Below are 22,694 nucleotides of genomic sequence, written 5' to 3'. Positions count from 1 at the left end.
CCCGTGTTCTAGTTCTACTCCGCCGTGGCGTCGACGACCTCGGCGTGGGCATCCTTCGCCCCCTCGACCGTCTCGCGGACCGCGTCGACGCCCTCGTCGTGGAGCAGGTCGCCGACGACGACCACGTCCGACACGCCCCCCATCTCGTAGGCGGCGTCGTAGTCGCGGACGCCGCCGCCGTAGAACAGCGTGGCCTCGTCCAGTGCGTCGTGGGCGGCGCCGACGATTTCGGTGTCGCCGTAGGTGCCCGAGTACTCGACGTAGACGATCTCCTGGCCGAACATCTTCTCGGCGACGCGGGCGAAGGAGGCCACGTCGTCGGCGGACTGGTCGGTGTCGGCGTTCGTCAGCTCGGCGACGGAGGCGTCCGGGTTCAGGACGATGTACGCCTCGGTGTGGGTGCGCGCCCAGTCCATCCCGTCCTCGATGCGGACCCACTCCTTGTGGGCGCCCGTTATCCAGAAGGAGTCCTCCGCGTTGAAGACGGTCGGGATGAGGTAGCCGTCCAGCGCGTCCGACTCGACGACGACGCCCGGGTTCGACGGCTCCTGATACAGCGGCACGTCGTACTTCGAGCAGGCCTCGACGACCCGGTTCATTTTCTCCTGAGTGATGTCCATCGTCCCGCCGATCTCCAGCGCGTCGGTCCCGGTCTCGCAGACGTCCTCGAACGTCTCGCCGTCGGCCAGCGACTTGTCGGGGTCCACCTTCGTGACGTGGTCCCACTCGCTCCACGGTGCGCTCATTGGCAGAGCTACCTCCGTGTGGGGGTAAAAAGGGCGCGGAACGACCCGGTGGTGGGGCGGTTCCCACCACCCGGGAACCGCGGTGGGTGGTTATCGACCGAGAGCGCGGAGTGTCTAGCATGAACCGCATCGTTCACACTCCCGTTCCGACCGTCGACGACACCGACGTTCGCGTCGTCGACGTAGTCCGCGCCTACGAGTTCCTGAAGTTCGGTCCAGAGGACATCGCCCACAAGTACGGCCTCACCGTCGAGCAGGTCGAGGATGCGTTGGCGTACTACTACGAGTACCCCGAGGAGTTCGGGTTGGTGGCGGTGTAGACTGGATAGCTACTTGACGTGCGGGCCGGACGATGTTGCCGAATGGGGTACGATGGTCCACGCGTCTTCTTAGCTCCGTGTGGGAACGACCTCGTCAACGACATCGTGTGCGAACTGTACGGCCTGACCGACGAGGAGATCGAGATCGTGGAGGAGGCGGCGGGAGAGTAGCGGTCGCGGGAGTAAGCCAGTCGTCACTGCAAGCTTGCGCCGTATCAGCCCACCTCTCGAACCACCCCGCTAGTACAGCTCTCGGTGGTTCTCGACGACGATTCCGGAAACCCGCTCGAAGTGCTCGGCGTTCGCCGTCACGACCGGCGCGCCGAGGGACCGGGCGACGCCTGCGAGCACCATGTCGGAGTGCTCGATGCGTTCACCCGAGGATTCGAGTTCCTCGCGGATTCGCGCGGCCTCCTGTCCGTGTTTGAAACCGAACGGTTCGCGGTCGACCCACTGGAGGTCACGGTCGACGTCCTCGACCGGACGACCGACCTTCACCGCGCCGTGGTACAGTTCGTAGAACGCGACGGCGGAGCCGACGAACGCCTCGCCGTCGTGGTCGGTCACGTACTCGCCTGCGCTGGGGTGGCCCCGGAGGTAGTCGACGAGAAAGCTCGTATCGAGAAGTTTCACGTGTCGGGGTGCTCCTGGCCGCCGAAGGCCGCTTCGCCGCCGCGTTCGAACTCCTCGTCCATCTCCTCGCGAACTTCCTCGACAGCGTCGGCGAGGCCCGAGTCCGCCCACGCGCCGAACCCCGACATCGGGTCGGTGTCGTCCGCCAACAGCCGGTTGATTACGTCGTCGAACGACTCGCCCTCCCGTTTGTGTCGTTCGAGGAAGTCGCGGGTCCGCTCGGAGACGCGGATGGTCGTCGAACTCATACGTCTACGTATACTTCGGTGTTACGTCGCAGGGACGGTCCGGAATCCCGAAAGCGCGAGGAAGGTTCAGTCCGCGCTCGCCTGCCAGTCCCGAACCCGGTCGGGACTCACACCCTCCACGTTCGCCGCCAAATCATCGGGGTCCGACTCCTTCAGCTTGGGCACGTCCTCGATACCGGCGGCCTTCAGCTTCTCGGCGGTCTTCTCGCCGATTCCCTCGATGCTCTCCAGTTCGGAGGCGTCGACCTGTCGGGCCTGGAACTCGCGGTAGTTGCAGATGGGACAGCCGAGCTCCCACGGCTCGTCGCCGCTGTGGACGACGAGTTCGGGGAGGTCGTGCTCCTCGCACATCTCGTCGGTCACCTCGATTTCGCCGCGCCGGGGCAGCGGCAGCGAGTAGTCACAGTCGGGGTAGCGCGTACAGCCCACGAGCCGGGAGCCGGAGCGAAGCTGTTTGATGGCCAACTCGCCGCCGTGCTCCTCGCCGCACTCCGGACACACACCGATGACCTCGTCGTCGGCCTCGTCGGCCTCGTCGGCCTTACACTGCGGACAGCCGTGGGTGAACGTCTTGCGCCCGGCGAGCATCTTCACCTCGTTCAACTCGTGTTCCTCGCAGGTCTCGTCGAGGATGAGCGGCTTCCCCGTCGACGGGAGCGGGAGGGTGTACCGGCAGTCGGGGTAGCCGTCACAGCCGACGAAGTACGAGCCGTGGCGGCTCTTCCGGACGAGGAGGTCCTCGCCACACTCCGGGCAGGGGCCGAGGGTCTTGTCGGCCTTGAGTGACTTCTGGAGGTGGTCGCCGAGTTCGTCGCCGGATTCCATCAGGGCGTCGAACACCTCCTCCAGTAGCTCGCGGGACTCGTCGGTCACCTCGTCGAAGTTCTTCTCGCCCTCGGCGATGGCAGCCATGTCCGATTCGAGTTGGGCGGTCATCTCCTCGCTCACGATGAGTTCGGCGAACTCCTCGGCGGCCTCGACGACCGAGCGCGCCAGCCGCGTGGGACGAGGCGGGTCGGACTCGATGTACCCGCGGTCGTACAGCTTCTGAATCACGTCGTGGCGGGTGGCCTTCGTCCCGATACCCATGTCTTCCATCGTCTCGATGAGCCGGGACTGACCGTAGCGACGCGGCGGTTGGGTCTGCTTGGCTTCGAGGCGGGTGTCGGTCACGTCGAGCGCCTCGCCCACGTCCACGTCGGGGACGAAGCTCTCGGTGTTGTTGAAGTACGGGTAGACGGCGTGGTACCCCTCTTTGACGAGGCGTTTGCCGTTGGCCTTCAGTGAGAGGCCCTCTACATCTGCGACGACGCGCAGGTGCTCCCACTCGGCGGCCTCCGCGACCGTGGCGAAGAAGCGCCGGACGACGAGCTCGTACACGTCCCACTCGTCCTCGTCGAGGTCGGAGGCGCCCGGATACTCGCCGGTCGGGTGGATGGGCGGGTGGTCGGTCGTCTCCTTCTCGCCCTCCGTGGCTTCGATTTCCTCCTGTTCGAGCAGGAGGTCGGCGTCGTCCTCGAACTGCGTGTTGTCGAAGGCTTCGAGAAGTTCGCGCTCGTCGAGGTCCTCGGGGTACACCGTGTTGTCCGTCCGCGGGTAGGTGATGTAGCCGGCGGTGTAGAGGTCCTCCGCGATGCTCATGGCGCGCTGGGCGGAGTAACCGATGGAGCCGGCCGCGCGAATGAACTGCGTGGTGTTGAACGGCGCCGGCGGCGTGTCGGTCCGACTGCGCCGGTTTACGTCCGTCACCTCCGCCGCGGTGGCGCCCGACAGCGTCTCGTAGACGCGCTCGGCCTCGTCGCCGTCCCACACCCGCTCGGCCTCGTTGTCGTCCTCGTCGAGGTAGAAGTACTGCGACTCGAAGTTCGCCGGGTCGTCGGCCTGCTTCTGGAGGTCCGCGAACAGCTCCCAGTAGTCCTCGGGGTCGAACGCGTCGATTTCGCGCTCGCGGTCGACGATGAGCTTCATCGTCGGTCCCTGCACCCGGCCGACCGAGATGAAGTCGTCGCCGAGTTGGCGCGCCGACAGGGAGAGATACCGGGTGAGGGCGGCGCCCCACACGAGGTCGATGACCTGCCGGGCCTCGCCGGCGGCGGCGAGGTCGAAGTCTATCTGGTCCGGATTGTCGAACGCGTTCTTCACCTCGTTCTCCGTGATGGAGGAGAAGCGCACGCGGTCGACGGGGACGTCGTCGTTGACCTCGCGTACCAGTTCGTACGCCTCCTTCCCGATGAGTTCCCCCTCGCGGTCGTAGTCGGTCGCGATGGTGACCTTGCCCGCCTTTCGCGCCAACCGTCGGAGGGCGCTGACGATGTTCTCCTGGGTCGGATGTTTGGCGATGGGCGCGTCGATGAGCTCGACGGGCTCGACGTCCCGCCAGTCGTTGTACTCCGGCGGGAAGTCGACGCCGACGACGTGACCCGACAGCCCGATGACGCGCTTTCCACCCCACTTGTACACGTTCACGCCGTTGATTCGCTCGCTCTCGGCGGACTCCCCGCTGAGGATGTCCGCGATGCGGCGGGCGGCGTTGTCCTTCTCCGTGATTATCAACGAGGGCCCACGACTCATTGCTCCGCCCTAAGCCGACGGGGGGCCTAAACCTTTCGCAACTCTACCCACTCATCGCCCGAATTCGGCCCCCTGCGTGCGTCTCTCGCCCGTACACGTTCGCGACGCAGCGGGCCCGCGAGCCGCGCGTGCGCGAGGACCCAATGCCGTGCGGGACGGGGTGCGGACCCTGCACTCCGTGCTCGTCCGAACGCGACTCGTCGACTTCGACCTACCTCCCCCTCCACCTTACCTCCCTCTCTCTTTCCACCTTACCTCCCTCTCTCTTTCCACCTTATCTCCCTCTCTCTGCACGAGACTCTCTCGGCACGTGCCCGCTCACCCGGTGGAGTCGCCAGCGGTCGAACAGCAGCTCGGGGCCGTCCTCGCCGTCGACGAACCGCGCCGGCCGACGCTCGCCGCCGTCGTCGACCGCCTCGAAGTCCGCCTCGCCGTCCTCGACCCACGTCCGACCGGCGTCGTCGGCCGGGACCAGCGGCGTCGACTCCCCGCCGAGCGGGCCGTCGAAGTCGACCCGCACCGTCCCGCCGTCACGGCGGACGACCGCGCGCTTCACGCCGCGGTAGACGGCGTACTCGCCGGTCACGTCGCCGAACAGCGCCCGCCGCCGGAAGTACGGCACCGCCTCGTAGGGGTTCTCGCCGAGGACCGCGGCGAAGACGCCGTGACCGACCCGACTGAGCGGGAACGGCGGGGCGGTGTTGGCCCCGACCGCGACGGCGACCCCCTCCTCCGGACAGAAGCCGGCGTAGGCGCTCGACACCGCCACGTCGCCGGCGTGGCCGTTCAGCGTGTGACCGGCGACCGACTCGCGCCACCAGCCGAAGCCGTAGGGGCCGTACGGCGTCTCGACCCGCGGCTCCAGCAGGTCGCCGACGGTGGCGGAGTCGACGTGGCGCTGTCCCCCGAGGTCACCGTCGCCGAGGTAGAGTCGGAGGTAGCGCGCGAGGTCGGCTGTCGAGGCGAGCGCGCCGCCGGCGGGGTGGCTCAGCTCCCTGACCGGGAGGCTCGCGGCCGTCGGTTCGCCCTCTTCCAAGAGATAGGGCGTCGCGTGGTCGTCGTCGGTCGAGAACGCGAAGTCGTCGAACGTGGCCCGCTCCATCCCGAGCGGGTCGAACAGGTGTTCCTCGACGTACTCGGCGAACGGCCGGCCCGTCGCCTCCTCGACGACGTGGCCGAGCAGGACGTACCCCGCGTTGCTGTAGGCGAAGCGCTCGCCGGGCGGCCCGGTCCGTTCGTCGACGGCACCCCGGAGGTGGGCGTAGAAGTCCTCGCGGTCGCCCATCGGGAGGGTGTCGACGCTCCGGCGCAGGCGACGACCGATGAGCGTCTCGCTCGTTCCGAGCGAGGGGAGACCGGACGTGTGTGAGAGGAGATGACGCAGGCGAACCGGCTCGCCGTCGTGGTCGAGCGCGCCGTCGAGGTCGGCGTCGAGGTGGTCGGCGGCGGGGTCGTCGACGGCGAGCATCCCCGCCTCGGCGAGTTGGGCGACGGCGAGGGCGGTCATCGACTTCGTCACCGAACCGACGCCGTAGAGGGTGTCGGCGGTGGCGGGGCGGTTGCCCGCGAGGTCGCGCGAGCCGTACCCCGACGCGTAGACCGTCCCGTCGGCGTCGGCGACGGTCACGCTCAGCCCGGGTACGCGTTCGGAGCCGACCACGTCGCGACAGAGGGCGTCGACGGCGGCGGTCGCCTCGCTCGAAGGGTTCATGCCCGGAGTTCCGTCGCCGAGGACAAAAGGTGGGTGGTCGGCGTCGAAAACGCTGTCAGACGAGGCTCGACACCGAGTGCGGCGGGTCGGCGGTCCGACGGACGGAACTCAGCGTCGTTCGTGGGCGTCGAGAATCTGCCGGTAGTACGGGGCCATCACGTCGACCGCTCGCTCCCAACACTCCGGCTCGTGCATGTCGTGGAGTTCGACGCCGACGAGGTAGCGGGTCGCGAGCGGGCCGTACCCGCCCTGTCCGCCGCGAGGTTTATCGGGGTACGCCTCGCCCATCGCGACCTGAAGCTCCAGGTCCTGTGCTTCGAGAAACGGGGTCCAGTAGTCGTCGCCGGTCTTGTGGAGGTGCCACGCCTCGGCGGTCCGGCTGGCGTACAGTTCGTCGACGCCGAGCAGGTTCGCCCGGCGTGCGAGCGGGTCGTAGACGCTCGTGTAGTCCGCGTCGGCCATGGACCCGGGGTCGATTTCGCCGTCGACGAGGTGGCGCTCTTCGACCGCGTCCTTCTCCCAGAGGGCGTCGACGTACGCCTCCGCGGCGTTGTAGGCGACCTCGTCTTCGACTCCCGGGAACTGGTTGATGTCCACGACGTAGAACGCCTCGACGGCCTCCTCGTGCCGGCGTTGGTCGTGGTACTTGAACCCCGCACAGACCCCCTCGGCCATCCGCCGGGCGACGTCGTCGAGCGACTCGTCGGGCGTCGCCTCCGCCGGTCCGCGCCGGCCGACCGGCTCTCCGGCCGACGCCGGTGATTTCGACGCCGATGAACGTTCGTCCGTGTCGGCCGACCGCGGTTCGAGCAATCGTCTGAGTCCCTGTAGTGCCATGTGTCCTCCGTCGACCCTCGAGCGGGCCGTGGTCTCGCCCTCGGCCCCGACCACCGCGACGGGACCGACGGTCATCACCTGGTAGAACAGTCTCACTATCTTAAATGTATCCCAGGTGGTATCAGTACTGATACGCCGGTGTCGGCGTAGGGGGGAGGACCGTGAGGTACTCCGGGGGCCGTACGGCCGGGGCTCGGGCGGGTCAGTCCTCCAGTCGCTCGCGGAGGAGTCGGTTCACGTCGCCGGGGTCCGCACTGCCGCCCGTCTTTCCCATCACCTGGCCGACGAGGAAGTTGAGCGCGCCGCCCTCGCCGGCGTGGTAGTCTTCGACCGCGTCGGGGTTCTCGTCGATGGCCTCGGAGACCGCCACGGCGACCTCGTCGTCGTCCGCCGTCCCGAGTCCCTCGGCCTCGATGACGGCGTCGGGGTCCTCCCCCTCGTCGAGCATCCGTCGGAGGACGACCTCCTCGGCGTTCTTCGTCGTGATTTCCCCCTCGTCGACGAGTTCGACCAGGCGCGCGAACTCGTCGAGGCGGTCCGTCACGTCCGTAATCCGCATGTCGCGGTAGTTGAGTTCGCCGAGCAGGTTGTCGGCGACCCACGTCGCCGCGAGGTCGGGGTCGAAACGCTCCGCGACCTCCTCGTAGAAGTCCGCGACCTCCTTGGTCGAGGTGAGCTTGTCGGCGGACTCCTCGTCGAGACCGTACTCCTCGCGGAAGCGGTCGCGCCGGGCGTCCGGGAGTTCGGGGATGGGAATCTCCTCCTTCCAGCCCGACACCCGGAGGGGCGGGAGGTCGGCTTCGCGGAAGTAGCGGTAATCTTTCTCCTCCTCCTTCGAGCGCATCGAGACGGTGACACCGCGGGACTCGTCCCAGTGTCGCGTCTCCTGCTCGACGGCGCGGCCGCGCTTGATGGCGTTCTTCTGGCGGGTGACCTCGTAGGCGAGCGCCTTCTCCGCGCCCTTGTGACTGGAGATGTTCTTCACCTCGGTCCGGTTGGCCGACTCGAGGGTCTCCTCGGCGATGGAGCCGTCCTCGGCCACCTCGTCGGCGGGCACCATCGAGATGTTGGCGTCCACGCGCAGGGAGCCGTCGCGGGTCGCGTCGAACACGCCGAGGTACTCGAGTACCTCCTCCATCTTCGCGAGGAAGCGGCGGGTCTCCTTCGGCGAGCGGAAGTCCGGCCTGGTGACGACCTCCATCAGCGGCGTCCCCGCGCGGTTGTAGTTCACCAACGTGTAGTCCGCGGTGTCGATGCTCCCGCCGGCGTGCTGGAGGCTTCCGGGGTCCTCTTCGAGGTGGGCGCGCCGAATCGAAATCTCCCGGCGCTCGTCCTCGATTTCGACCTCGATGCGTCCGTCCCGACAGATGGGAGCGTCGTACTGCGTTATCTGGAAGTTCTTGGGGAGGTCGGGGTAGTAGTAGTTCTTCCGGTGGAAGCTGGTCTCCTCGGGGATGTCGGCGTCGAGCGCCTTCCCTATCTTGACGGCCGCCTCGACGGCACCCTCGTTCAGCACCGGGAGCGCACCCGGCAGGCCGAGGCAGGTGGGACAGGTCCGGGTGTTGGGCTCCTCGTCCTCCGTCGCTTCGGTCGAACACCCGCAGAATATCTTGGTGTCCGTCTCCAACTGGACGTGAACCTCGAGGCCGATGACGGCGGCGAGGTCCCGCTGTTCGAGCGTCTGCGCGGTCATTGGGAGGGGTTCGATTCTCGGGGAGTAAAGGGTAACGGGTTTCGGAGTTCGGTCGTGTGCTTCTCGACCGAGTCTTCTGTCACCCCGTTCGAACTCACTCCTCCTCTACGCGCCCCACCTCGTCCTCGACCAGACTCGGGTGTGTCCGCTGTCGTTCCGCGTGCAGTTCGGAGAAGTACTCCCGCATCGCCGCCATCGACTCGCGCTCTCGGGCCCGGCGCTCCGTCTCGCTCACCTCCTCACAGCCCGGGGGCACCTCCCGTCCCCGGTCGGTGAAGTACCCCTCCGGCGTGACCCAGTCGTGGTAGAACGGCGTCTCGGAGTCGTGGACGAGCGTGATTCCCACCTCCGCCCCGTGGCCCGCCGAGACGATTGCCTGGTGGTACCGCTCGGCGCTCCGGCCGGCGACGTACAGCCCCGCGACCGACGTGCGGCCGAAGCCGTCCTCGTCGACGTACGTCTTGCTCCCCGCCTCGCGCAGGTCGACGTCGAGGCCGTCGAGGTAGTCGACGTCCGACCACGAGGCGACGACGACGCGCTCGGCGGCGACCTCGTGGGTGTCGTCGCCCTCGGCGCTCCCGACGGTCGCGACGAACCCCGGCCCGCTCGCGTCGTCGCCGGACGCGCCGTCTCCCTCCCCGTCCGCGGACTCGAAGTGCTCCAGTCCGGCGACCCGGCCCGTCCGATGGTCGACGCCGTTGCGGGTCGTCTGCGCTTCGAGCATGTCCGCGAACAGCCGCGGGTTGACGCCGGCGGGGAAGCCGGGGAAGTTCTCCAAGTGGGCGTTACGTCGCAGAATCGACTCCCCGTGGTTGACGACGAGCGTGTCCAGGCCCGCGCGGGCGGTGAACAGCGCGGCCGTCAGTCCGGCGACGCCCCCGCCGACGACGAGGACCTCTCGGACACCGGTCGTCGATGCTCCGTTCCACTCGATGTCGGACTCCGAACGGCCACTCATAGTCGCCACTGGGGGCACCAAAGTACATCACTCTGTCCGCTCGCGCCCGAGTCGGTGCTTCTCGGTCGAGGGAGTCCGTTCCCCCGTCGAGGGAGTCCGTTCCTCGGCCGGCGCTCAGTCGACCACGCCGGTGACCGTCAGCGCCAGTCCGAGCGTGACGACGGTGAGACTCAACACGCTCCAGACCCCGGCACTCACCGCCGAGATGGCGGGCACCCCCAGCCCCGACGCGACGACCGAGAGAAGTCCGAGCAGGCTCGCCGCGAGGACCGCCCGTACCGACGGGCGGGACGGGAGCCGCGGCGACGGGTGGAGGTACGCTCGCACGTCGTCCAGCCGCGGTCCGGGCCGAATCTCGTTCGTCTCGGTGTCGTAGTCGACGACGCCGGCGTCGTCGAGTTTCGGCAGGTGGGTCTGCTGGAGCGAGACGTAGACGCTCTTGTACAGGCTCTTGTCGACCCCGCCAGCCGCCGCGTCGTCGTCCGCCGTCTCGGCCGTCTCCGTCGCCGCGACGTGGGTCGCCACCTCCGAGAGGGTCGACCCTCCGTCGTCGGCCACCTGCCGGAGCACAGCCCGCCGACGGTCGTTCCCGAGCAGTCGAAAGGCCTCCGACTCCTCGACCGGCTCGGCGTCGGCTCCTTCCCGACGTGGCCGCTCCCGGCCCGCCCACCGAGTGTCGTGGCGACGACTCCCCGTCGGCTCCCGGCTCCCCGAATCGGCGGCGGCGTCGGCCCCGCCGCTCCCGTCTCCGGTCTGCGCCGTGCCTCTCGACGAGCTCATGTGCGGTTCTCGGACGGGTGGTGGGAGGTCGTTCCGCCGTCTATATCCGGTCGCTTATGAGCGACGCTCGGTTTCTCCGTCGGCGGCGCTCGACACCCACCGTCGGCGCGGAGCCTCGCGGAGCCTCGGTCGTGTCGGTCACACGTCGTCGGTGGCGCCGTCGTCGAGCCTCCCGCCGTCGGTCCGCGACCGCGCCGCGTCCAGCGTCCCCGCCTGGACGTTCCAGAGGTCGGCGTATCGGCCCTCCCGGGCGAGCAGGGCCTCGTGGGTGCCACGCTCGACGATTCGGCCGTCCTCGACGACGAGAATCTCGTCCGCCTCGCGGACGGTCGACAGTCGGTGAGCGATGACGAGGGTGGTGCGGTTCTCGGTGAGCCGGTCGAGGCTCTCCTGGATGCGCCGCTCGGTCCCGGTGTCCACGTCGGAGGTGGCCTCGTCGAGGACGAGAACCTCGGGGTCCTGCAGCATCGCGCGGGCGATGGAGAGGCGCTGGCGCTGACCGCCGGAGAGCTTCACCCCGCGTTCGCCGACGCGGGTGTCGTACCCGTCCGGAAGCGCCTCGATGAACTCGCGGGCCTCGGCGGCCTCGGCGGCGGCGACGACCGCCTCCTCCGTGGCGTCGAACTCGCCGTACCGGAGGTTCTCGGCGACGGTGCCGTCGAAGAGGAACGTGTCCTGACTGACGTACCCCACCGACTCGCGGAGACTCGACAGCGTCACGTCGCGCACGTCGTGGCCGTCGACCCGAACGGCGCCCTCGTCCACGTCGTACAGTCGCAGGAGGAGCTTGAGGAGCGTCGACTTGCCGGCCCCGGTCGGCCCGACCAGCGCGACCGTCTCACCCGGTTCGGCGACGAAGGAGACGCCGTCGAGGACGCGCTCGTACCGGTCGTCATCCTCGTCGTCGGCGCCCCCTCCGGCAGGACTGTCCGCGAGCGCGACGTGGTCCCCGTAGCCGAACCCGACGTCGTCGTACTCGACGCGCCCCTCGACGGTCCCGAGGTCGACCGCGTCGGGACCGTCCTCGATGGTCACCGGAATCGACATCAGCCCGAAGACGCGCTCGCTGGAGGCCTTCGCGTTCTCGTACTGGTCGACGATGTTGCTCACCTCGGCGAGGGGCGTGACGAAACGCTGGGAGAGAAAGAGGAACGTGACGAACGCGCCGGGGGAGAGCGGGGTGGTGAAGAACCACGGCGGGCCGTTCACCAGCCACCAGCCGCCGACGGCGAACGTGACCGCGAACGAGAGCCCGGCGAGCAACTCCATCCCCGGCCGGTAGACGTACGAGAGCCGGAGCATGGCGAGGGTCTTCTGGAAGTAGTCGTAGGAGGCGTCGGCGACGCGGTCGGTCTCGTACTCCTCGGTGCCGCTCGTCTTCACCAGCCCGATTCCCGAGAGGCTGTTCTCCAGGCGCGTGTTGAGCGCGCCGACGCTCTCGCGCTGGGCGGCGTACCGCGGCTCGGCGGCCCGCATGAACCAGCGCGTGAACACCGCCATGAGGGGGACGGCCACGAGCGTCAGCGCCGCGAGTTGGGCGTTCTCCCAGAACAGGATGGCGGCGATGCCGCCGACCATCACCAGCAGGCGCGCCGAGTCGTGGAGCGCGTCGTCGAGGAACCGCTCCAGGTTCGTGGCGTCGTTGTTCAGAATCGCCATCACCTCCCCGGTCTGCTTGTCGTCGAAGAAGGGCATGTCGAGGCGCTGCATCTTCGCGAAACAGTCCGTGCGGACGGCGTGCATCACTCGGTGGGCGAAGTTGTTCGCCGTCACGCCGTACACCCACGTGAACAGCGCCGTCGCGAGGAAGGAGCCGACGATGAGCGCGACCGAGAGGCGGAACTCGGCCGCGTCGGTCGTCGGCAGCCACGAGGCGGGGACGAGCGGGAGGTCGTAGGGGTTGTCGCCGGAGAACACCGCGTCGATGGCGACACCGAGCACGAGCGGCGGGAGGAGGCTCGCTCCCCGGGCGAGCACGTTCGCGGTCATCCCGGCGACGAACCACCGCTTGCGCGGGAGGCCGTACTCGACGAACAGGCGGTAGATGGGTCGGTCCACCCGCTCGCGGTAGGCGTCGAACGCGCTCGACTCGTCGGAAGAACTCACGTACTGTCCACTCCGACCCACGCGAAGGTCAAGTAGCCGACGGCTCCGGAGAGGGAGGTGGGGGAGGTCGGAAAGCCGAGCGCGACGGCCGCCGACCGAGTCGGGGTTTACCGTCCCTCGGTTTCGTCCAGCGCGCGGTGTGGCGACACGTGTGGGCCGGTCGGGTGGTCGACGTCCACGTCGGCCTCGACCCGAAACACGTCCCGGAGGAGCGCCTCGTCGACGACCTTTCGGGGTGGCCCCCAGTCGTACGGCTCGCCGTCCTTCATCGCGACGAGGTTGTCCGCGAAGCGGGCGGCCTGGCCGATGTCGTGGAGGACGACGCCGATGGTCACCTCGCGCACGTCGACGAGCGTCCGCAGCACCTCCATCACCCGGAGTTGGTGGTGGAGGTCGAGGTACGTCGTCGGCTCGTCCAGCAGGAGCACGTCGGTGTCCTGTGCCAGCGCCATCGCGATCCACGCGAGCTGTTTCTGGCCGCCGCTCAACCCGTCCATCGGCCGGTCGCGGAGGTCTTCGACGCCGGCCAGTTCGAGCGCGCGTTCGACCGCCCGGCGGTCCGTCTCGTCCACCGAGTCGAAGAAGCCGCGATGGGGGTAGCGGCCGTGGTGGACCAGCTCCTCGACGGTGAGGCTCCCGGGCGACTCGTTCTCCTGGGAGAGCAGGCCGAGTTTGCGGGCGAGCTCCTTCGAGCCGAACGACTGAACCTCGGTGCCGTCGAGAACGACGCTCCCGGTCTCGGGGTCGAGCCGGTTCGAGAGCGCCTTCAACAGCGTCGACTTCCCGGATCCGTTCGGGCCGACGAGCGCCGTCACCTCCCCCCGGGGGAGGACGAGCGTCTCGCACTCGACGACTGGCTCCTCGGTGCCGGGGTAGCCGACCGCCAGAGCCTCGCCGACGAGTTCCGGTGCGGCCGACTCGCCGTCGGCCGGGCGGTCGGTGTCGTTGCTCCCGGCGTCCCCGGTGCTCGCCGTCTCTTCTCCGTCCGTGGTGGGAGTCGCGTCCGACATCAGAGGTCACCCAGGTTCGACCGCCGGCGCATCAGATAGAGGAAGTACGGGCCGCCGATGAGTCCCGTGACGATGCCCACCGGGAGCTGCGTGGGGTTGAGCGCGAGACGTGCGCCCACGTCGGCCGCGACCATCAGGGCCGGGCCGGCGAAGGCACAGGCCAACATCAGCCGCTTGTAGTCGCTCCCCACGAGGATGCGCGCGACGTGCGGGACGATGAGTCCCACGAAACCGACGATGCCGGCGACGGCGATGGCCGAACTCGCCGCGAGGATGGCCACGGCCGAGAGCGCGAACCGGACGCGCTCGACGGACATGCCCAGCGACTGTGCGGTGTCCTCGCCGAGCAGGAGCACGTTCAGCTGTCGCGCCCCGGCGAGAGCGAGGACGAACGAGACGACCGTCCCCGGGAGGACGAGCCGCACCTGCTCCCAGTCGACGCCGGTGAGCGAGCCGGTCGTCCACGCGATGGCGCTCTGGACCACCGCGAGGTCCGAGGCGAGCAGGTAGAGGGCGGTCTGGAGCGACTGGAACACCATCGAGACGATGACCCCCGCGAGCACCAGTCGGACCGGGCTGGTGCCGTTCTGCCACGCGATGGCGTAGACGAGGACGAACGCGAGCGCGCCGCCGAGGGCGGCCGTCAGGGGCAGGAGCGTCGCGAACCCGGAGAAGACGACGAGCGTGAGGAGGACTGCGAGGCCGGCGCCCGAAGAGACCCCGAGGATGTACGGGCTCGCCAGTTCGTTACGGGTGACGGCCTGGAAGATGGCCCCCGAAATCGCGAGGTTCACGCCGACGAGGACGGCGACGAGCACGCGCGGCATCCGGATGCGCCAGACGACGAGCGTCTCCTTCGCTAAGTCCACTTCGGCCGTCGACAGGCCGAGCGCGCCGGCGACCGTCGTCCCGAGTCCGTCGCCGAGGAACAGCCGCAGCAGGAACTGCGGGTTGGTCCACACCTGTGGGTCGACGACGGCCAGCCACGCCTGCGAGACGGGCATGGTGAACGCCCCGAAGCTCACCTGGACGAGCCCGGCGGCGACGACGACCGCGAGGCTCCCGACCGCGACGAGCCCGAGCGAGCCGTCGAGCCAGGCCGGTCGGCGCTTCTCGCGCGACTGCGTGGTCCCGACGTCGCCCGCCATCAGCGTCCCCTCCGTCGCCGAAGCGGGGTCCGACGTCTCCTCTCGTACATACGTTTTAGGCCAACCTAAGAGTTGAAAAGCACTGTGATAGCGACCGCCTTCGCCGGCGGCGGTCGAACGGCGTGGAGTCCGGTGCCTCCGCTCGCCGTCGCTCCGACCCCGTTTTCGGTCCCGGTACGCCCGGCGGGGCCGAGCGCGGGTGCGGTTCCGGCCGCGCTCTGCGGCCGGTCACGCGTTCGGTCACCGCCGTTCGGCGCGTGATTTCAGCCCGGACAGAAACAACCCACTCCCGTCGACTCTGCCACCGGTTCGTCCTGTGAGAGGGGTTGTCCCGTGAGAGGACGTGACCCTTCGGTTCTCGGAGTCGGCGACAGAGCCGACCGGAAGCGGTACGAACGGGCGTCGGAGAAGGCCCGTCAGCCCTCGTTCACGGAAACGGTACCGTCCTCGCCGTCGAGTTCGGCCGCGTAGTTCCGGACGACCTCGTCGTCGAGCGCTTCGAGCAGGCGTCGCTGTCCGAGTCGGTCCCGCCGGCGCTTCTCGTCGGACGAGAGCTGTCGGTCGAGGAACTCCGCGGCGAGGTCGTCCCGGGCACGTCGGGCGGTCTCGGGGTCCACGTCGACACCGTCGAGCATCTCCGACTCGAACCACTCGTCGACGTGTTCCTCCCAGCCGTCGCCGCCGTACCGACCCTCCTCGACGACCCAGTCGACGTACCGGTCGGCGACGGCGTCCCAGTACCGCTCGCGGAGGTCGTCACGGGCGAGTGCGACTCCCACCCGTCCCCCGTGACCGGCGTTGACGACCGCCTGGTGGACCGTCTCGTCGGTCAACCAGCCGACGCCGTACAGGCCGTCGACCGGCGTCCGACCCGCTTCGGTCGCGAGGAACCCCGTCTCCTCGTCGCGGTCGAGGTCGTCCGCGAACGCGTCGAGGAACTCGCCGTCGTACGCCGAGGCGGCGACGACGTACGTCGCCCCCAGCGTCAGGCCGTCTTCGGTCTCGACACGGAATCGAGCAGGTTCGGCGCCGCCGGCCGCGTCGACCGGGTCGGACGCACCGTCCCCCGCCGCGCTCGCCGGAGCGACGCGGACGACGCGGTCCTCGACCACCTCTCCGCCCTCGCCTTCGACCTGCGTGCGGCCGAGCGCGACGAACCGCTCGGGGGTGACGCCGCCCGGGAACCCCAGGTAGTTCTCGAGATGTGCACACTGGTGGATGGCCGACCGGCCGCGAGCGACCACCAGCGTGTCGAGACCGTAGCGTGCGGTGAACACCGCCGCCGAGAGCCCGCCCGCGCCGCCGCCGACCACGACGACGTCGCGGTCGACGGGCGACTCGGGGTGGTTCGCGGCAGTCTCCGTCGGCTTCGTCGTCATCGCTATTCAGAGGTCCCCGGCGACGATGTCGGCGACGCGCTTCCGGTCGAACAGCGGGTCCTCGGGCGTCCCGAAGCCGGTGAACTCGCCGAACTCGTCGGGGTACTGCTGGCGCGCCAGCATCTCCGTCTGGAAGAGGTTGATGATGGGCCCCTGCTCGGCGGTGCCGCCGGGGTAGAGGTTCCCCTCCTGCACCGCCGTGAGCCGCTGGCCGATGTCGTCGTTTCGCATCGGGTCGACGAACTGCGACCGGAACTCGTCGGTCGGGTACGTCACGCCCCAGTGGAAAATCAGGATTTCGGGGTCGACCTCGAGCAGCGTCTCCCAGTCGACCAGCCCGTACTCGCCGGTCTCGACGCCCTCGAAGGCGTTCCGGATACCGAGGTCGCGGTACTGCTTCATCTCGTACCCCTTCGCCGTCGGGTCCATCGCGTAGAACTTCCCCTTCGAGGGGTCGGAGCCGCCGTTGAGGAGGCCCACCGAGGGACGCTCGCTTTCCGGGGACAACGCGTCGGCGATGCGAGTGTGCATCCCGTCGTGCACCTCGGCGAACGCCTCGTAGCGGTCTCCTCGTCGGAACACCTTCGAGACCTTCTCGAACGCCTCGTAGAGCGTGTAGAACGCGTACTCCTCGCCCCACGCGTCGTCACGCGGTCGACGGATGAAGTTGCCGAAGAACGGAGCGACGGTCTCCGAAACCTCCTCGACGTCGGCCTCGTCCCACTCGAAGTAGACGAGCGGGAGGTTCGGGTCCATCAGGTGGAGGTCCGCGCCCAGTTCGTAGAACACCTCCTTGTCGATGGCGTCGTCGCTCCGGATGCTCGTGATGCCGTCCGTGTCGAGTTCGAACCCCGGAAGCTGGCTGTAGAAGCGCTCCTCCAACAGCGCGAGCGACTCCTCGGGCCGGTCGAGACCGACGAGTCCGTCCGCCATCCCGAGCGCGATGCCCATGTCACCGTAGCCGGTCTTGTACGTGACCCACTCCTCCGGGACCGCGTCGAACTCGACGGTCCCCGTCGGCGCCATCGACACCGAGTAGGAGCCGTCGTCCGCCGACCCTTCGTCGGTCGTCGTGCCCTCCGTCGATTCGTCTCCCGTCGTTGCCGACGTGGTGCCGGTCGCCGCCGTCCCGTTCGCCGCCGCGGGGGAGTCGGTCGTCGAGCCGGTACAACCGGCGAGTCCGGCGCCCACGATGGCACCGCTCGCCGTCAGAAACCGCCGTCTCGTCCGACCGCTGTCGTCCGTCATGTGTTTTAGGCCTACCTAAATGTATAAAAATGCGCCGCATTTTAGGCTAGCCTAAAATCGTGACCTTCGGCCGGCGGGTTCAGGCCTCGCCGTTGATAGCCGCCGCCACTTCGGCGCGGTCGAACAGCTCGCCCTCACCGAACGCGTCGGGGTACAGCCGCTTCGCGAACCGCTCGGTGATGAAGAGGTTCTGAATGGGGCCCTGGTAGATGGGACCGCCCCGGTACACGCCGCCGTTCTGCACCGCGGTCAGCTCGCTGGCGACGTCGTGGTTCTCCATGAACGCGACGACGGTGTCCTGGAACTCCGCGCGGCTCTTCGTCTCGTGGCCGCGAACGAACAGCACCTCGGGGTCGACCTGGAGCATGGTCTCGTAATCTATCTTCCCGCGCTCGGTCGTCGACAGCCCCTCGACGCCGGTGCCGTCGAGCGCGTCGCTCACGCCGAGGTCGTGGAAGTGTTTCTTGTTCGTCCCCCGGTCCGCGATGCGGTACGGCGAGAACGTCTCGGGTTCGTCGCTCGCGGCGAACACCAGCAGGCCGGCCGGGCGCTCCTCGGCGGTCGGGAGCTTCCCCTGGACGTTGGAGAGCATCGAGTCGTGGACGGCGGAGAACGCCTCGTAGCGGTCGGTCCGCTGGAACACCTGTGCGACCTTCTCGAAGGCCTCGTACATGGTGTAGTAGCGGTAGTCGTGCCACTCGTCGGTCCGCCGGAAGATGGTGTTGCCGACGAAGGGACCGACCTCCTCCGCGATGGCGTCGACGTCCGCCGCTTCCAGCCCGAAGAAGGAGTTGTTCGACAGCCAGCGTGGGTCCGTCAGGTGGACGTCGCTGTCGAGTTCGTAGTAAATCTCTTTGTCGATGCCGCTGTCGCCGACCTGCTCGGTCAGGCGCTCCTTGTCGAGGGAGACGCCGTCGAGTTCGTCGTAGTAGCTGGTGTAGTACCGCCCGACGTTGCCGACCGCCTGTAGGCTGTCGGCCATCCCGAGTGCCACACCCATGTCGGCGTAACCGGGGAAGTACGTCGACCACGTCTCCGGGACCGACTCGAACGTCACGTCGCCGACCGGCGCCATCGAGACGGTGTAGGAGCCGCCGGACGCCGTCGTCTCCTCCCCGTCCGAAGTCGCGGTCGACTCCGTCGTCGACGCGGTTGTCTCGGCGGTCGTAGTCGACTCCGCCGTCGCGTTCGACCCGCCAGTCTCGTTTGCGCCGCTACCCGAGTCGCCGGTACAGCCAGCCAGTGCCGCGGCGAACGTCCCCGCCCCGGCCAGGAACTTTCGTCTGTCCATACGATTTCGGCTCACCTAAATCACTAATAGGCACCGGTTTTTAGGCCGGCCGAAATCCATATGCCCCGGCCCCAGTTCGACGCCCACACAGCTTTGGTGCCCCCATCCGAAGCGCTCTCGTGGACGAAATCGTCGTCAGCACCGTCGTCTACCTGCCGCCCGACGAGGTGTACGAGTTCCTGATAGACTTCCCGCGATACGCGAAGTACTCGAAGCACCTCACGGAGGTCACGCAGGACGGCGACGGGACCCCCGGCACGGAGTACGGGCTCCACCTCGCGTGGTGGAAGCTCACCTACACCGCCCGCTCCCGGGTGACGGAGGTGGAGCCGCCGACCCGCATCGACTGGCGCATCGTCAAGGACATCGACGCCCACGGCCGGTGGCGGGTCGCCGAACTCGACCAGCTCCCCGCGGACGCCCCCGACGACGCCGAGACGGGCTCGCGCGTCTTCCTGGAGGTCGTCTTCGACCCGCACTCGGCGGACGAGGGAGCGCTCGACCTCCCGCGGTTCGTCTCCTTCGACTGGGTGTTGAAGAAGGTGAAGCCCGTGGTCGTCAAGGAGGCCGAACGCGTCGTCCGACGCATCGTCAGGGACCTCGAGGGGCGGGACCGCGAGGTCCACCTCGAACTGCGCGAGGAGCCGGATTCGGTCTGAAGGGCCTGGAGGACGCGTTCTGCGACGTCGTGGCCGAAGGGAAAGCGTGATACCTGCGCCACCTGAAGAGCGCGACATGATTTCCGGGGGTCGTCTCCCGTGCGCGTGATAATCGTCGGGGCCGGACAGGTCGGCTCGAGCATCGCCGCAGACCTGGACGACACCCACGAGGTCGTCGTCATCGAACAGGACCAGGCGCGCGCCGACGAGCTGACGTACTCGCTCGACGTGCTCGCCATCCAAGGCGACGGCACGGCCGTCTCGACGCTCGAGGACGCCGGCATCGGCCAGGCGGACATGGTAATTGCCTCCACCGACAACGACGAGACCAACATCGTCGTCTGCTCGACGGCGAAGGCCATCAGCGACGCGTTCACCATCGCCCGCATCAAGAACACCGAGTACCTCCGGACGTGGGAGCGCTCCGAGAAGGCGTTCGGCATCGACTTCATGGTGTGTACGAACCTCCTGTCGGCCGAGTCTATCGTCCGCGTCGTCGGCCTCCCGGCCGCGCGCGACGTGGACCCCTTCGCCGGCGGCCGAGTCCAGATGGCCGAGTTCGAGGTCGGCGAGAGCTCCCCGGTCGCAAACCAGACGATACGGGAGGCGGACCGCTACGACTCGCTCACCTTCGCGGCCATCCTCCGGAACGGCTCCGTCGAGATTCCCCGCGGGGAGACGGTCATCAACCCCGGCGACCGCGTCGTCGTCATCGGCTCGCCGAAGTCCGTCCAGGGGTTCGCCCGCGACGTGGCCCCGAAGGAGTCCCCCGGAACGGCGGAGGAAGTCGTCGTCGTCGGCGGGAGCGAAATCGGTTACCACGTCGCCCGACTGCTCGAGGACCGAGGGTTCCGCCCGCGGCTCATCGAACAGGACCCCGACCGCGCTCGGGAGTGCGCCGAGGAACTCCCCGGGACGGTCGTCATGGAGTCGGACGCCACGGACATGGCCTTCCTCGAACGCGAGCACGTCGGCGAGGCCGACATGGTCGTCTCGGCGCTCGACTCCGACGAGAAGAACCTGCTCGTCTGTCTGCTCGCCCGGCGACTGGGCGTCGAGCGCACCGTCGCCGTCATCGACAACACCGCCTACGTCGAACTGTTCGAGACCGTCGGCGTCGACGTGGGCGTCTCCCCCCGCGAGGTCGTCGCCGAGGAGATTACCCGATTCACCCGGGAGGGCGGCGCCGAGAACGTCGCGCTCATCGAGTCGGACAAGGCCGAGGTGTTGGAGATAGAGATCGACGACGCCTCGGCGCTGGCCGGGAAACCCATCCAGGAGTCCGTCGGCGAACTCCCGCAGGGGGTCGTCATCGGCGCCATCACGCGCGGCCGCGAACTCATCACTCCCCGCGGGGACACGGTCATCGAAGCCGGCGACCACGTCGTCGTCTTCGTCGACGCGTCCGTCGCCGAGGACGTCGGCCTCCTGCTCTGAACGACGGCGCGCGTCGCCACGCTCCGTCCCGCCACGCCGTCGACCGTCGAGCCGTCAGCGGCGGGCTGTCGGGTTTCAATACATTCAAGCCGGTGACACCGGACCCACGAACGTGAACCGCCGGGAGCGTGTCGTATGAGAATCCGCGTGGACTACCGGGCGAGTCTGAGCCTCGTCGGGAGCGTGCTGAAGTACCTCGCCGTCCCGCTGCTCTTCCCGCTCGGCATCGCCCTCGCCTACGGCGAGACAGTCGCTCCCTTCCTCGTCACGATGACCGTCACCTTCCTGCTCGGCGTCGGCCTCGAACGGCTCGACGCCGACCCCGACCTCCGCGCCCGCGAGGGGTTCCTGATGGTCGCCCTGACCTGGTTCGCCGTCGCCCTCGTCGGGGCCATTCCGTACCTCGTCGAGGCCCACGGGGTCCCCGGACTGCTCGCACCCGTCGCACCCGCCTCGACGCTCGGGAGCCCGGCGAACGCGCTCTTCGAGTCCATGTCCGGCTTCACGACCACCGGGGCGACCGTCGTCGGCGACATCAGCTTCGACACCCACACCCGCGGCGTGATGATGTGGCGCCAACTCACCCAGTGGCTCGGCGGGATGGGCATCGTCGTCCTCGCCGTCGCCATCCTCCCCGAACTCTCGGTCGGGGGGGCCCAGTTGATGGACGCCGAGGCGCCCGGCCCCGGCATCGAGAAGCTCACCCCGCGCATCGCCGAGACGGCCCGGGCGCTCTGGGGCGCCTACCTCGGCTTCACCGTCCTCCAGGCGCTCCTCCTGTACGGGCTGAACGTCGTCGGGATGGCGCCGAACATGACCGCCTACAACGCCGTCGCCCACGCGCTGACGACGATGCCGACCGGCGGGTTCTCCCCCGAGGCCCGCAGTATCGAGGCGTTCTCCGCCGCGGTGCAGTGGGTAATCATCCCGTTCATGGTCGCCGCCGGGACGAACTTCGCGCTGTTCTGGCACGTGCTCACCGGCGAACCGAAGCGCCTGCTGCGGGACTCCGAGTTCAAGTTCTACGTCGGCATCCTCGCGACGCTGACGGCCGTCCTCGCCGCCGTGCTGTTCGCCGGACCGGGGTTCGCGACGGGGGTACCCCCCGGCGGCTCGACGTACGACCTGACGTACCTGGAGCAGGTGCGCGACGCCGCTATCGGCCACGTCGAACCCGCGCTCCGTCACGCCGCCTTCCAGGTCGTCTCCATCGTGACGACGACGGGGTACGCGAGCACCGACTTCAACGCCTGGAGTCCGCTCGCACAGTACGTCCTGCTCTTTGCGATGTTCATCGGCGGCTCCGCCGGCTCGACCGGTGGGGGCATCAAAATCGTCCGCTGGTACGTCATCCTGAAGTCCATCCGCCGGGAGCTGTTCACCACGTCTCACCCCGACGCCGTCCGCCCGGTCCGGCTCGCCGGCCGCCCGGTCGACGAGCGCGCCATCCGCGGCATCTACGCGTTCACCGTCCTCTACATCGTCATCTTCTTCGTCGCCGCAGCGCTGCTGTTCTTCGACTCCCTGCGGGTCGAGCAGTCGCTATCCGTACTCGAGGCGATGAGCATCGCGGCAACCTCCATCGGTAACGTCGGGCCGGCGTTCGGCTTCGCCGGGCCGATGGGTGGGTACACCAGCCTCTCGGACCTCTCGAAGCTGTTCATGGTCGCGCTGATGTGGTTCGGCCGGCTGGAGATCATTCCGGTGCTCGTACTGTTCACGCCGGAGTACTGGCGGCGGTAAGCCCGGAGCGGCGCGATGCCGGAACGGTGGGAGGGGGCGGAACCCCTGGTCGGCGGGCGGGGAACGTATCGGTGGCTCGGGACAGCGACCGTCGTCGGGTGAACTCGCTCCATCGAGGTCGCTCCCCGTGCTGACTAGTATCCCACCATGGTTATGCCCGCACCGAGCGATTGTTC

20 protein-coding genes are annotated in these 22,694 nt (G+C 68.5%); 5 read left to right on the top strand and 15 right to left on the bottom strand.

The genetic code is table 11. The annotated features are described in order from the left end of the window. Positions 1 to 14: 14 nt before the first annotated feature. On the bottom strand, positions 15 to 746 hold the full coding sequence (locus N5095_RS21545; RefSeq protein ID WP_267625251.1) for a phosphoglycerol geranylgeranyltransferase: 732 nt from the start codon (positions 744 to 746) through the stop codon (positions 15 to 17). 119 nt (positions 747 to 865) lie between these two features. Here N5095_RS21545 and N5095_RS21540 point away from each other — a divergent pair, with 119 nt between their 5' ends. Then, entirely contained in the window at positions 866 to 1,066 is a 201-nt protein-coding gene (locus N5095_RS21540; protein WP_267625250.1) for a DUF433 domain-containing protein, read from the top strand. 42 nt (positions 1,067 to 1,108) lie between these two features. Next, complete coding sequence (locus tag N5095_RS21535) at positions 1,109 to 1,237, top strand: hypothetical protein (RefSeq protein WP_267625249.1); 129 nt, start codon at positions 1,109 to 1,111, stop codon at positions 1,235 to 1,237. 69 nt (positions 1,238 to 1,306) lie between these two features. Here N5095_RS21535 and N5095_RS21530 read toward each other — a convergent pair whose 3' ends face one another. The 14 genes from N5095_RS21530 to N5095_RS21465 all read right to left on the bottom strand — a co-directional run bounded on the left by N5095_RS21530 (position 1,307) and on the right by N5095_RS21465 (position 18,679). After that, positions 1,307 to 1,699 (bottom strand): PIN domain-containing protein, encoded by a 393-nt coding sequence (locus N5095_RS21530; RefSeq protein WP_267625248.1) that lies wholly within the window; start codon positions 1,697 to 1,699, stop codon positions 1,307 to 1,309. After that, positions 1,696 to 1,947: an antitoxin VapB family protein gene (locus N5095_RS21525; RefSeq protein ID WP_267625247.1), complete on the bottom strand. Its 252-nt coding sequence runs from the start codon at positions 1,945 to 1,947 to the stop codon at positions 1,696 to 1,698. Before N5095_RS21525 ends, N5095_RS21530 begins: the two co-directional genes overlap by 4 nt. A 66-nt stretch (positions 1,948 to 2,013) precedes the next feature. Then, positions 2,014 to 4,518, bottom strand: a complete 2,505-nt coding sequence (locus N5095_RS21520; RefSeq protein ID WP_267625245.1) for a DNA topoisomerase I — start codon at positions 4,516 to 4,518, stop codon at positions 2,014 to 2,016. 274 nt (positions 4,519 to 4,792) lie between these two features. Further along, complete coding sequence (locus tag N5095_RS21515) at positions 4,793 to 6,229, bottom strand: serine hydrolase domain-containing protein (RefSeq protein ID WP_267625243.1); 1,437 nt, start codon at positions 6,227 to 6,229, stop codon at positions 4,793 to 4,795. 108 nt (positions 6,230 to 6,337) lie between these two features. Further along, positions 6,338 to 7,141: a hypothetical protein gene (locus N5095_RS21510; protein ID WP_267625242.1), complete on the bottom strand. Its 804-nt coding sequence runs from the start codon at positions 7,139 to 7,141 to the stop codon at positions 6,338 to 6,340. A 127-nt stretch (positions 7,142 to 7,268) separates the two neighbouring features. Beyond that, complete coding sequence (gatB, locus tag N5095_RS21505; protein ID WP_267625240.1) at positions 7,269 to 8,759, bottom strand: Asp-tRNA(Asn)/Glu-tRNA(Gln) amidotransferase subunit GatB; 1,491 nt, start codon at positions 8,757 to 8,759, stop codon at positions 7,269 to 7,271. A gap of 94 nt (positions 8,760 to 8,853) precedes the next feature. Further along, on the bottom strand, positions 8,854 to 9,717 hold the full coding sequence (locus tag N5095_RS21500; RefSeq protein WP_267625239.1) for an FAD-binding protein: 864 nt from the start codon (positions 9,715 to 9,717) through the stop codon (positions 8,854 to 8,856). A 114-nt stretch (positions 9,718 to 9,831) separates the two neighbouring features. Next, positions 9,832 to 10,497, bottom strand: coding sequence for a DUF7344 domain-containing protein (locus N5095_RS21495; protein ID WP_267625238.1), 666 nt, complete (start codon positions 10,495 to 10,497; stop codon positions 9,832 to 9,834). Between the two features lie 138 nt (positions 10,498 to 10,635). Continuing rightward, a complete protein-coding gene (locus N5095_RS21490; RefSeq protein ID WP_267625237.1) occupies positions 10,636 to 12,603 on the bottom strand; it encodes an ABC transporter ATP-binding protein in 1,968 nt (655 codons plus the stop codon). A 107-nt stretch (positions 12,604 to 12,710) separates the two neighbouring features. Then, positions 12,711 to 13,613, bottom strand: a complete 903-nt coding sequence (locus N5095_RS21485) for an ABC transporter ATP-binding protein (RefSeq protein ID WP_267625236.1) — start codon at positions 13,611 to 13,613, stop codon at positions 12,711 to 12,713. Next, positions 13,613 to 14,761, bottom strand: coding sequence for a FecCD family ABC transporter permease (locus tag N5095_RS21480; RefSeq protein ID WP_267625235.1), 1,149 nt, complete (start codon positions 14,759 to 14,761; stop codon positions 13,613 to 13,615). The genes N5095_RS21485 and N5095_RS21480 overlap by 1 nt, the downstream gene beginning before the upstream one ends. A gap of 416 nt (positions 14,762 to 15,177) precedes the next feature. Then, on the bottom strand, positions 15,178 to 16,140 hold the full coding sequence (locus N5095_RS21475) for an FAD-binding protein (RefSeq protein ID WP_267625234.1): 963 nt from the start codon (positions 16,138 to 16,140) through the stop codon (positions 15,178 to 15,180). A gap of 6 nt (positions 16,141 to 16,146) precedes the next feature. Next, positions 16,147 to 17,388 (bottom strand): ABC transporter substrate-binding protein, encoded by a 1,242-nt coding sequence (locus N5095_RS21470; protein WP_267625233.1) that lies wholly within the window; start codon positions 17,386 to 17,388, stop codon positions 16,147 to 16,149. 79 nt (positions 17,389 to 17,467) lie between these two features. Then, the gene (locus N5095_RS21465) at positions 17,468 to 18,679 is read right to left on the bottom strand and encodes an ABC transporter substrate-binding protein (protein ID WP_267625232.1); all 1,212 of its coding nucleotides are present in this window, start codon (positions 18,677 to 18,679) and stop codon (positions 17,468 to 17,470) included. A 119-nt stretch (positions 18,680 to 18,798) separates the two neighbouring features. On the opposite strand from N5095_RS21465, the gene N5095_RS21460 reads away from it, so the two are divergent. The 3 genes from N5095_RS21460 to N5095_RS21450 all read left to right on the top strand — a co-directional run bounded on the left by N5095_RS21460 (position 18,799) and on the right by N5095_RS21450 (position 22,518). Continuing rightward, on the top strand, positions 18,799 to 19,338 hold the full coding sequence (locus tag N5095_RS21460) for an SRPBCC family protein (protein ID WP_267625231.1): 540 nt from the start codon (positions 18,799 to 18,801) through the stop codon (positions 19,336 to 19,338). Between the two features lie 99 nt (positions 19,339 to 19,437). After that, positions 19,438 to 20,775: a Trk system potassium transporter TrkA gene (trkA, locus tag N5095_RS21455; protein WP_267625230.1), complete on the top strand. Its 1,338-nt coding sequence runs from the start codon at positions 19,438 to 19,440 to the stop codon at positions 20,773 to 20,775. A 135-nt stretch (positions 20,776 to 20,910) separates the two neighbouring features. After that, positions 20,911 to 22,518: a TrkH family potassium uptake protein gene (locus N5095_RS21450; RefSeq protein ID WP_267625229.1), complete on the top strand. Its 1,608-nt coding sequence runs from the start codon at positions 20,911 to 20,913 to the stop codon at positions 22,516 to 22,518. Positions 22,519 to 22,694 lie beyond the last annotated feature (176 nt).

Source organism: Halobium salinum (assembly GCF_026586625.1).
In the GTDB taxonomy this organism is placed as follows: domain Archaea; phylum Halobacteriota; class Halobacteria; order Halobacteriales; family Haloferacaceae; genus Halobium; species Halobium salinum.
This window is presented reverse-complemented; position numbering and strand designations above follow the sequence as displayed.

What these genes read in the sequence shown, in the direction of transcription:
- N5095_RS21545 (WP_267625251.1), bottom strand. Translation starts at nt 746, where the DNA reads ATGAGCGCACCGTGGAGCGAGTGGGACCACGTCACGAAGGTGGACCCC.
- N5095_RS21540 (WP_267625250.1), top strand. Translation starts at nt 866, where the DNA reads ATGAACCGCATCGTTCACACTCCCGTTCCGACCGTCGACGACACCGAC.
- N5095_RS21535 (WP_267625249.1), top strand. Translation starts at nt 1,109, where the DNA reads ATGGGGTACGATGGTCCACGCGTCTTCTTAGCTCCGTGTGGGAACGAC.
- N5095_RS21525 (WP_267625247.1), bottom strand. Translation starts at nt 1,947, where the DNA reads ATGAGTTCGACGACCATCCGCGTCTCCGAGCGGACCCGCGACTTCCTC.
- N5095_RS21520 (WP_267625245.1), bottom strand. Translation starts at nt 4,518, where the DNA reads ATGAGTCGTGGGCCCTCGTTGATAATCACGGAGAAGGACAACGCCGCC.
- N5095_RS21515 (WP_267625243.1), bottom strand. Translation starts at nt 6,229, where the DNA reads ATGAACCCTTCGAGCGAGGCGACCGCCGCCGTCGACGCCCTCTGTCGC.
- N5095_RS21510 (WP_267625242.1), bottom strand. Translation starts at nt 7,141, where the DNA reads ATGACCGTCGGTCCCGTCGCGGTGGTCGGGGCCGAGGGCGAGACCACG.
- gatB (WP_267625240.1), bottom strand. Translation starts at nt 8,759, where the DNA reads ATGACCGCGCAGACGCTCGAACAGCGGGACCTCGCCGCCGTCATCGGC.
- N5095_RS21500 (WP_267625239.1), bottom strand. Translation starts at nt 9,717, where the DNA reads ATGAGTGGCCGTTCGGAGTCCGACATCGAGTGGAACGGAGCATCGACG.
- N5095_RS21495 (WP_267625238.1), bottom strand. Translation starts at nt 10,497, where the DNA reads ATGAGCTCGTCGAGAGGCACGGCGCAGACCGGAGACGGGAGCGGCGGG.
- N5095_RS21485 (WP_267625236.1), bottom strand. Translation starts at nt 13,613, where the DNA reads ATGTCGGACGCGACTCCCACCACGGACGGAGAAGAGACGGCGAGCACC.
- N5095_RS21480 (WP_267625235.1), bottom strand. Translation starts at nt 14,761, where the DNA reads ATGGCGGGCGACGTCGGGACCACGCAGTCGCGCGAGAAGCGCCGACCG.
- N5095_RS21475 (WP_267625234.1), bottom strand. Translation starts at nt 16,140, where the DNA reads ATGACGACGAAGCCGACGGAGACTGCCGCGAACCACCCCGAGTCGCCC.
- N5095_RS21470 (WP_267625233.1), bottom strand. Translation starts at nt 17,388, where the DNA reads ATGACGGACGACAGCGGTCGGACGAGACGGCGGTTTCTGACGGCGAGC.
- N5095_RS21465 (WP_267625232.1), bottom strand. Translation starts at nt 18,679, where the DNA reads ATGGACAGACGAAAGTTCCTGGCCGGGGCGGGGACGTTCGCCGCGGCA.
- N5095_RS21450 (WP_267625229.1), top strand. Translation starts at nt 20,911, where the DNA reads ATGAGAATCCGCGTGGACTACCGGGCGAGTCTGAGCCTCGTCGGGAGC.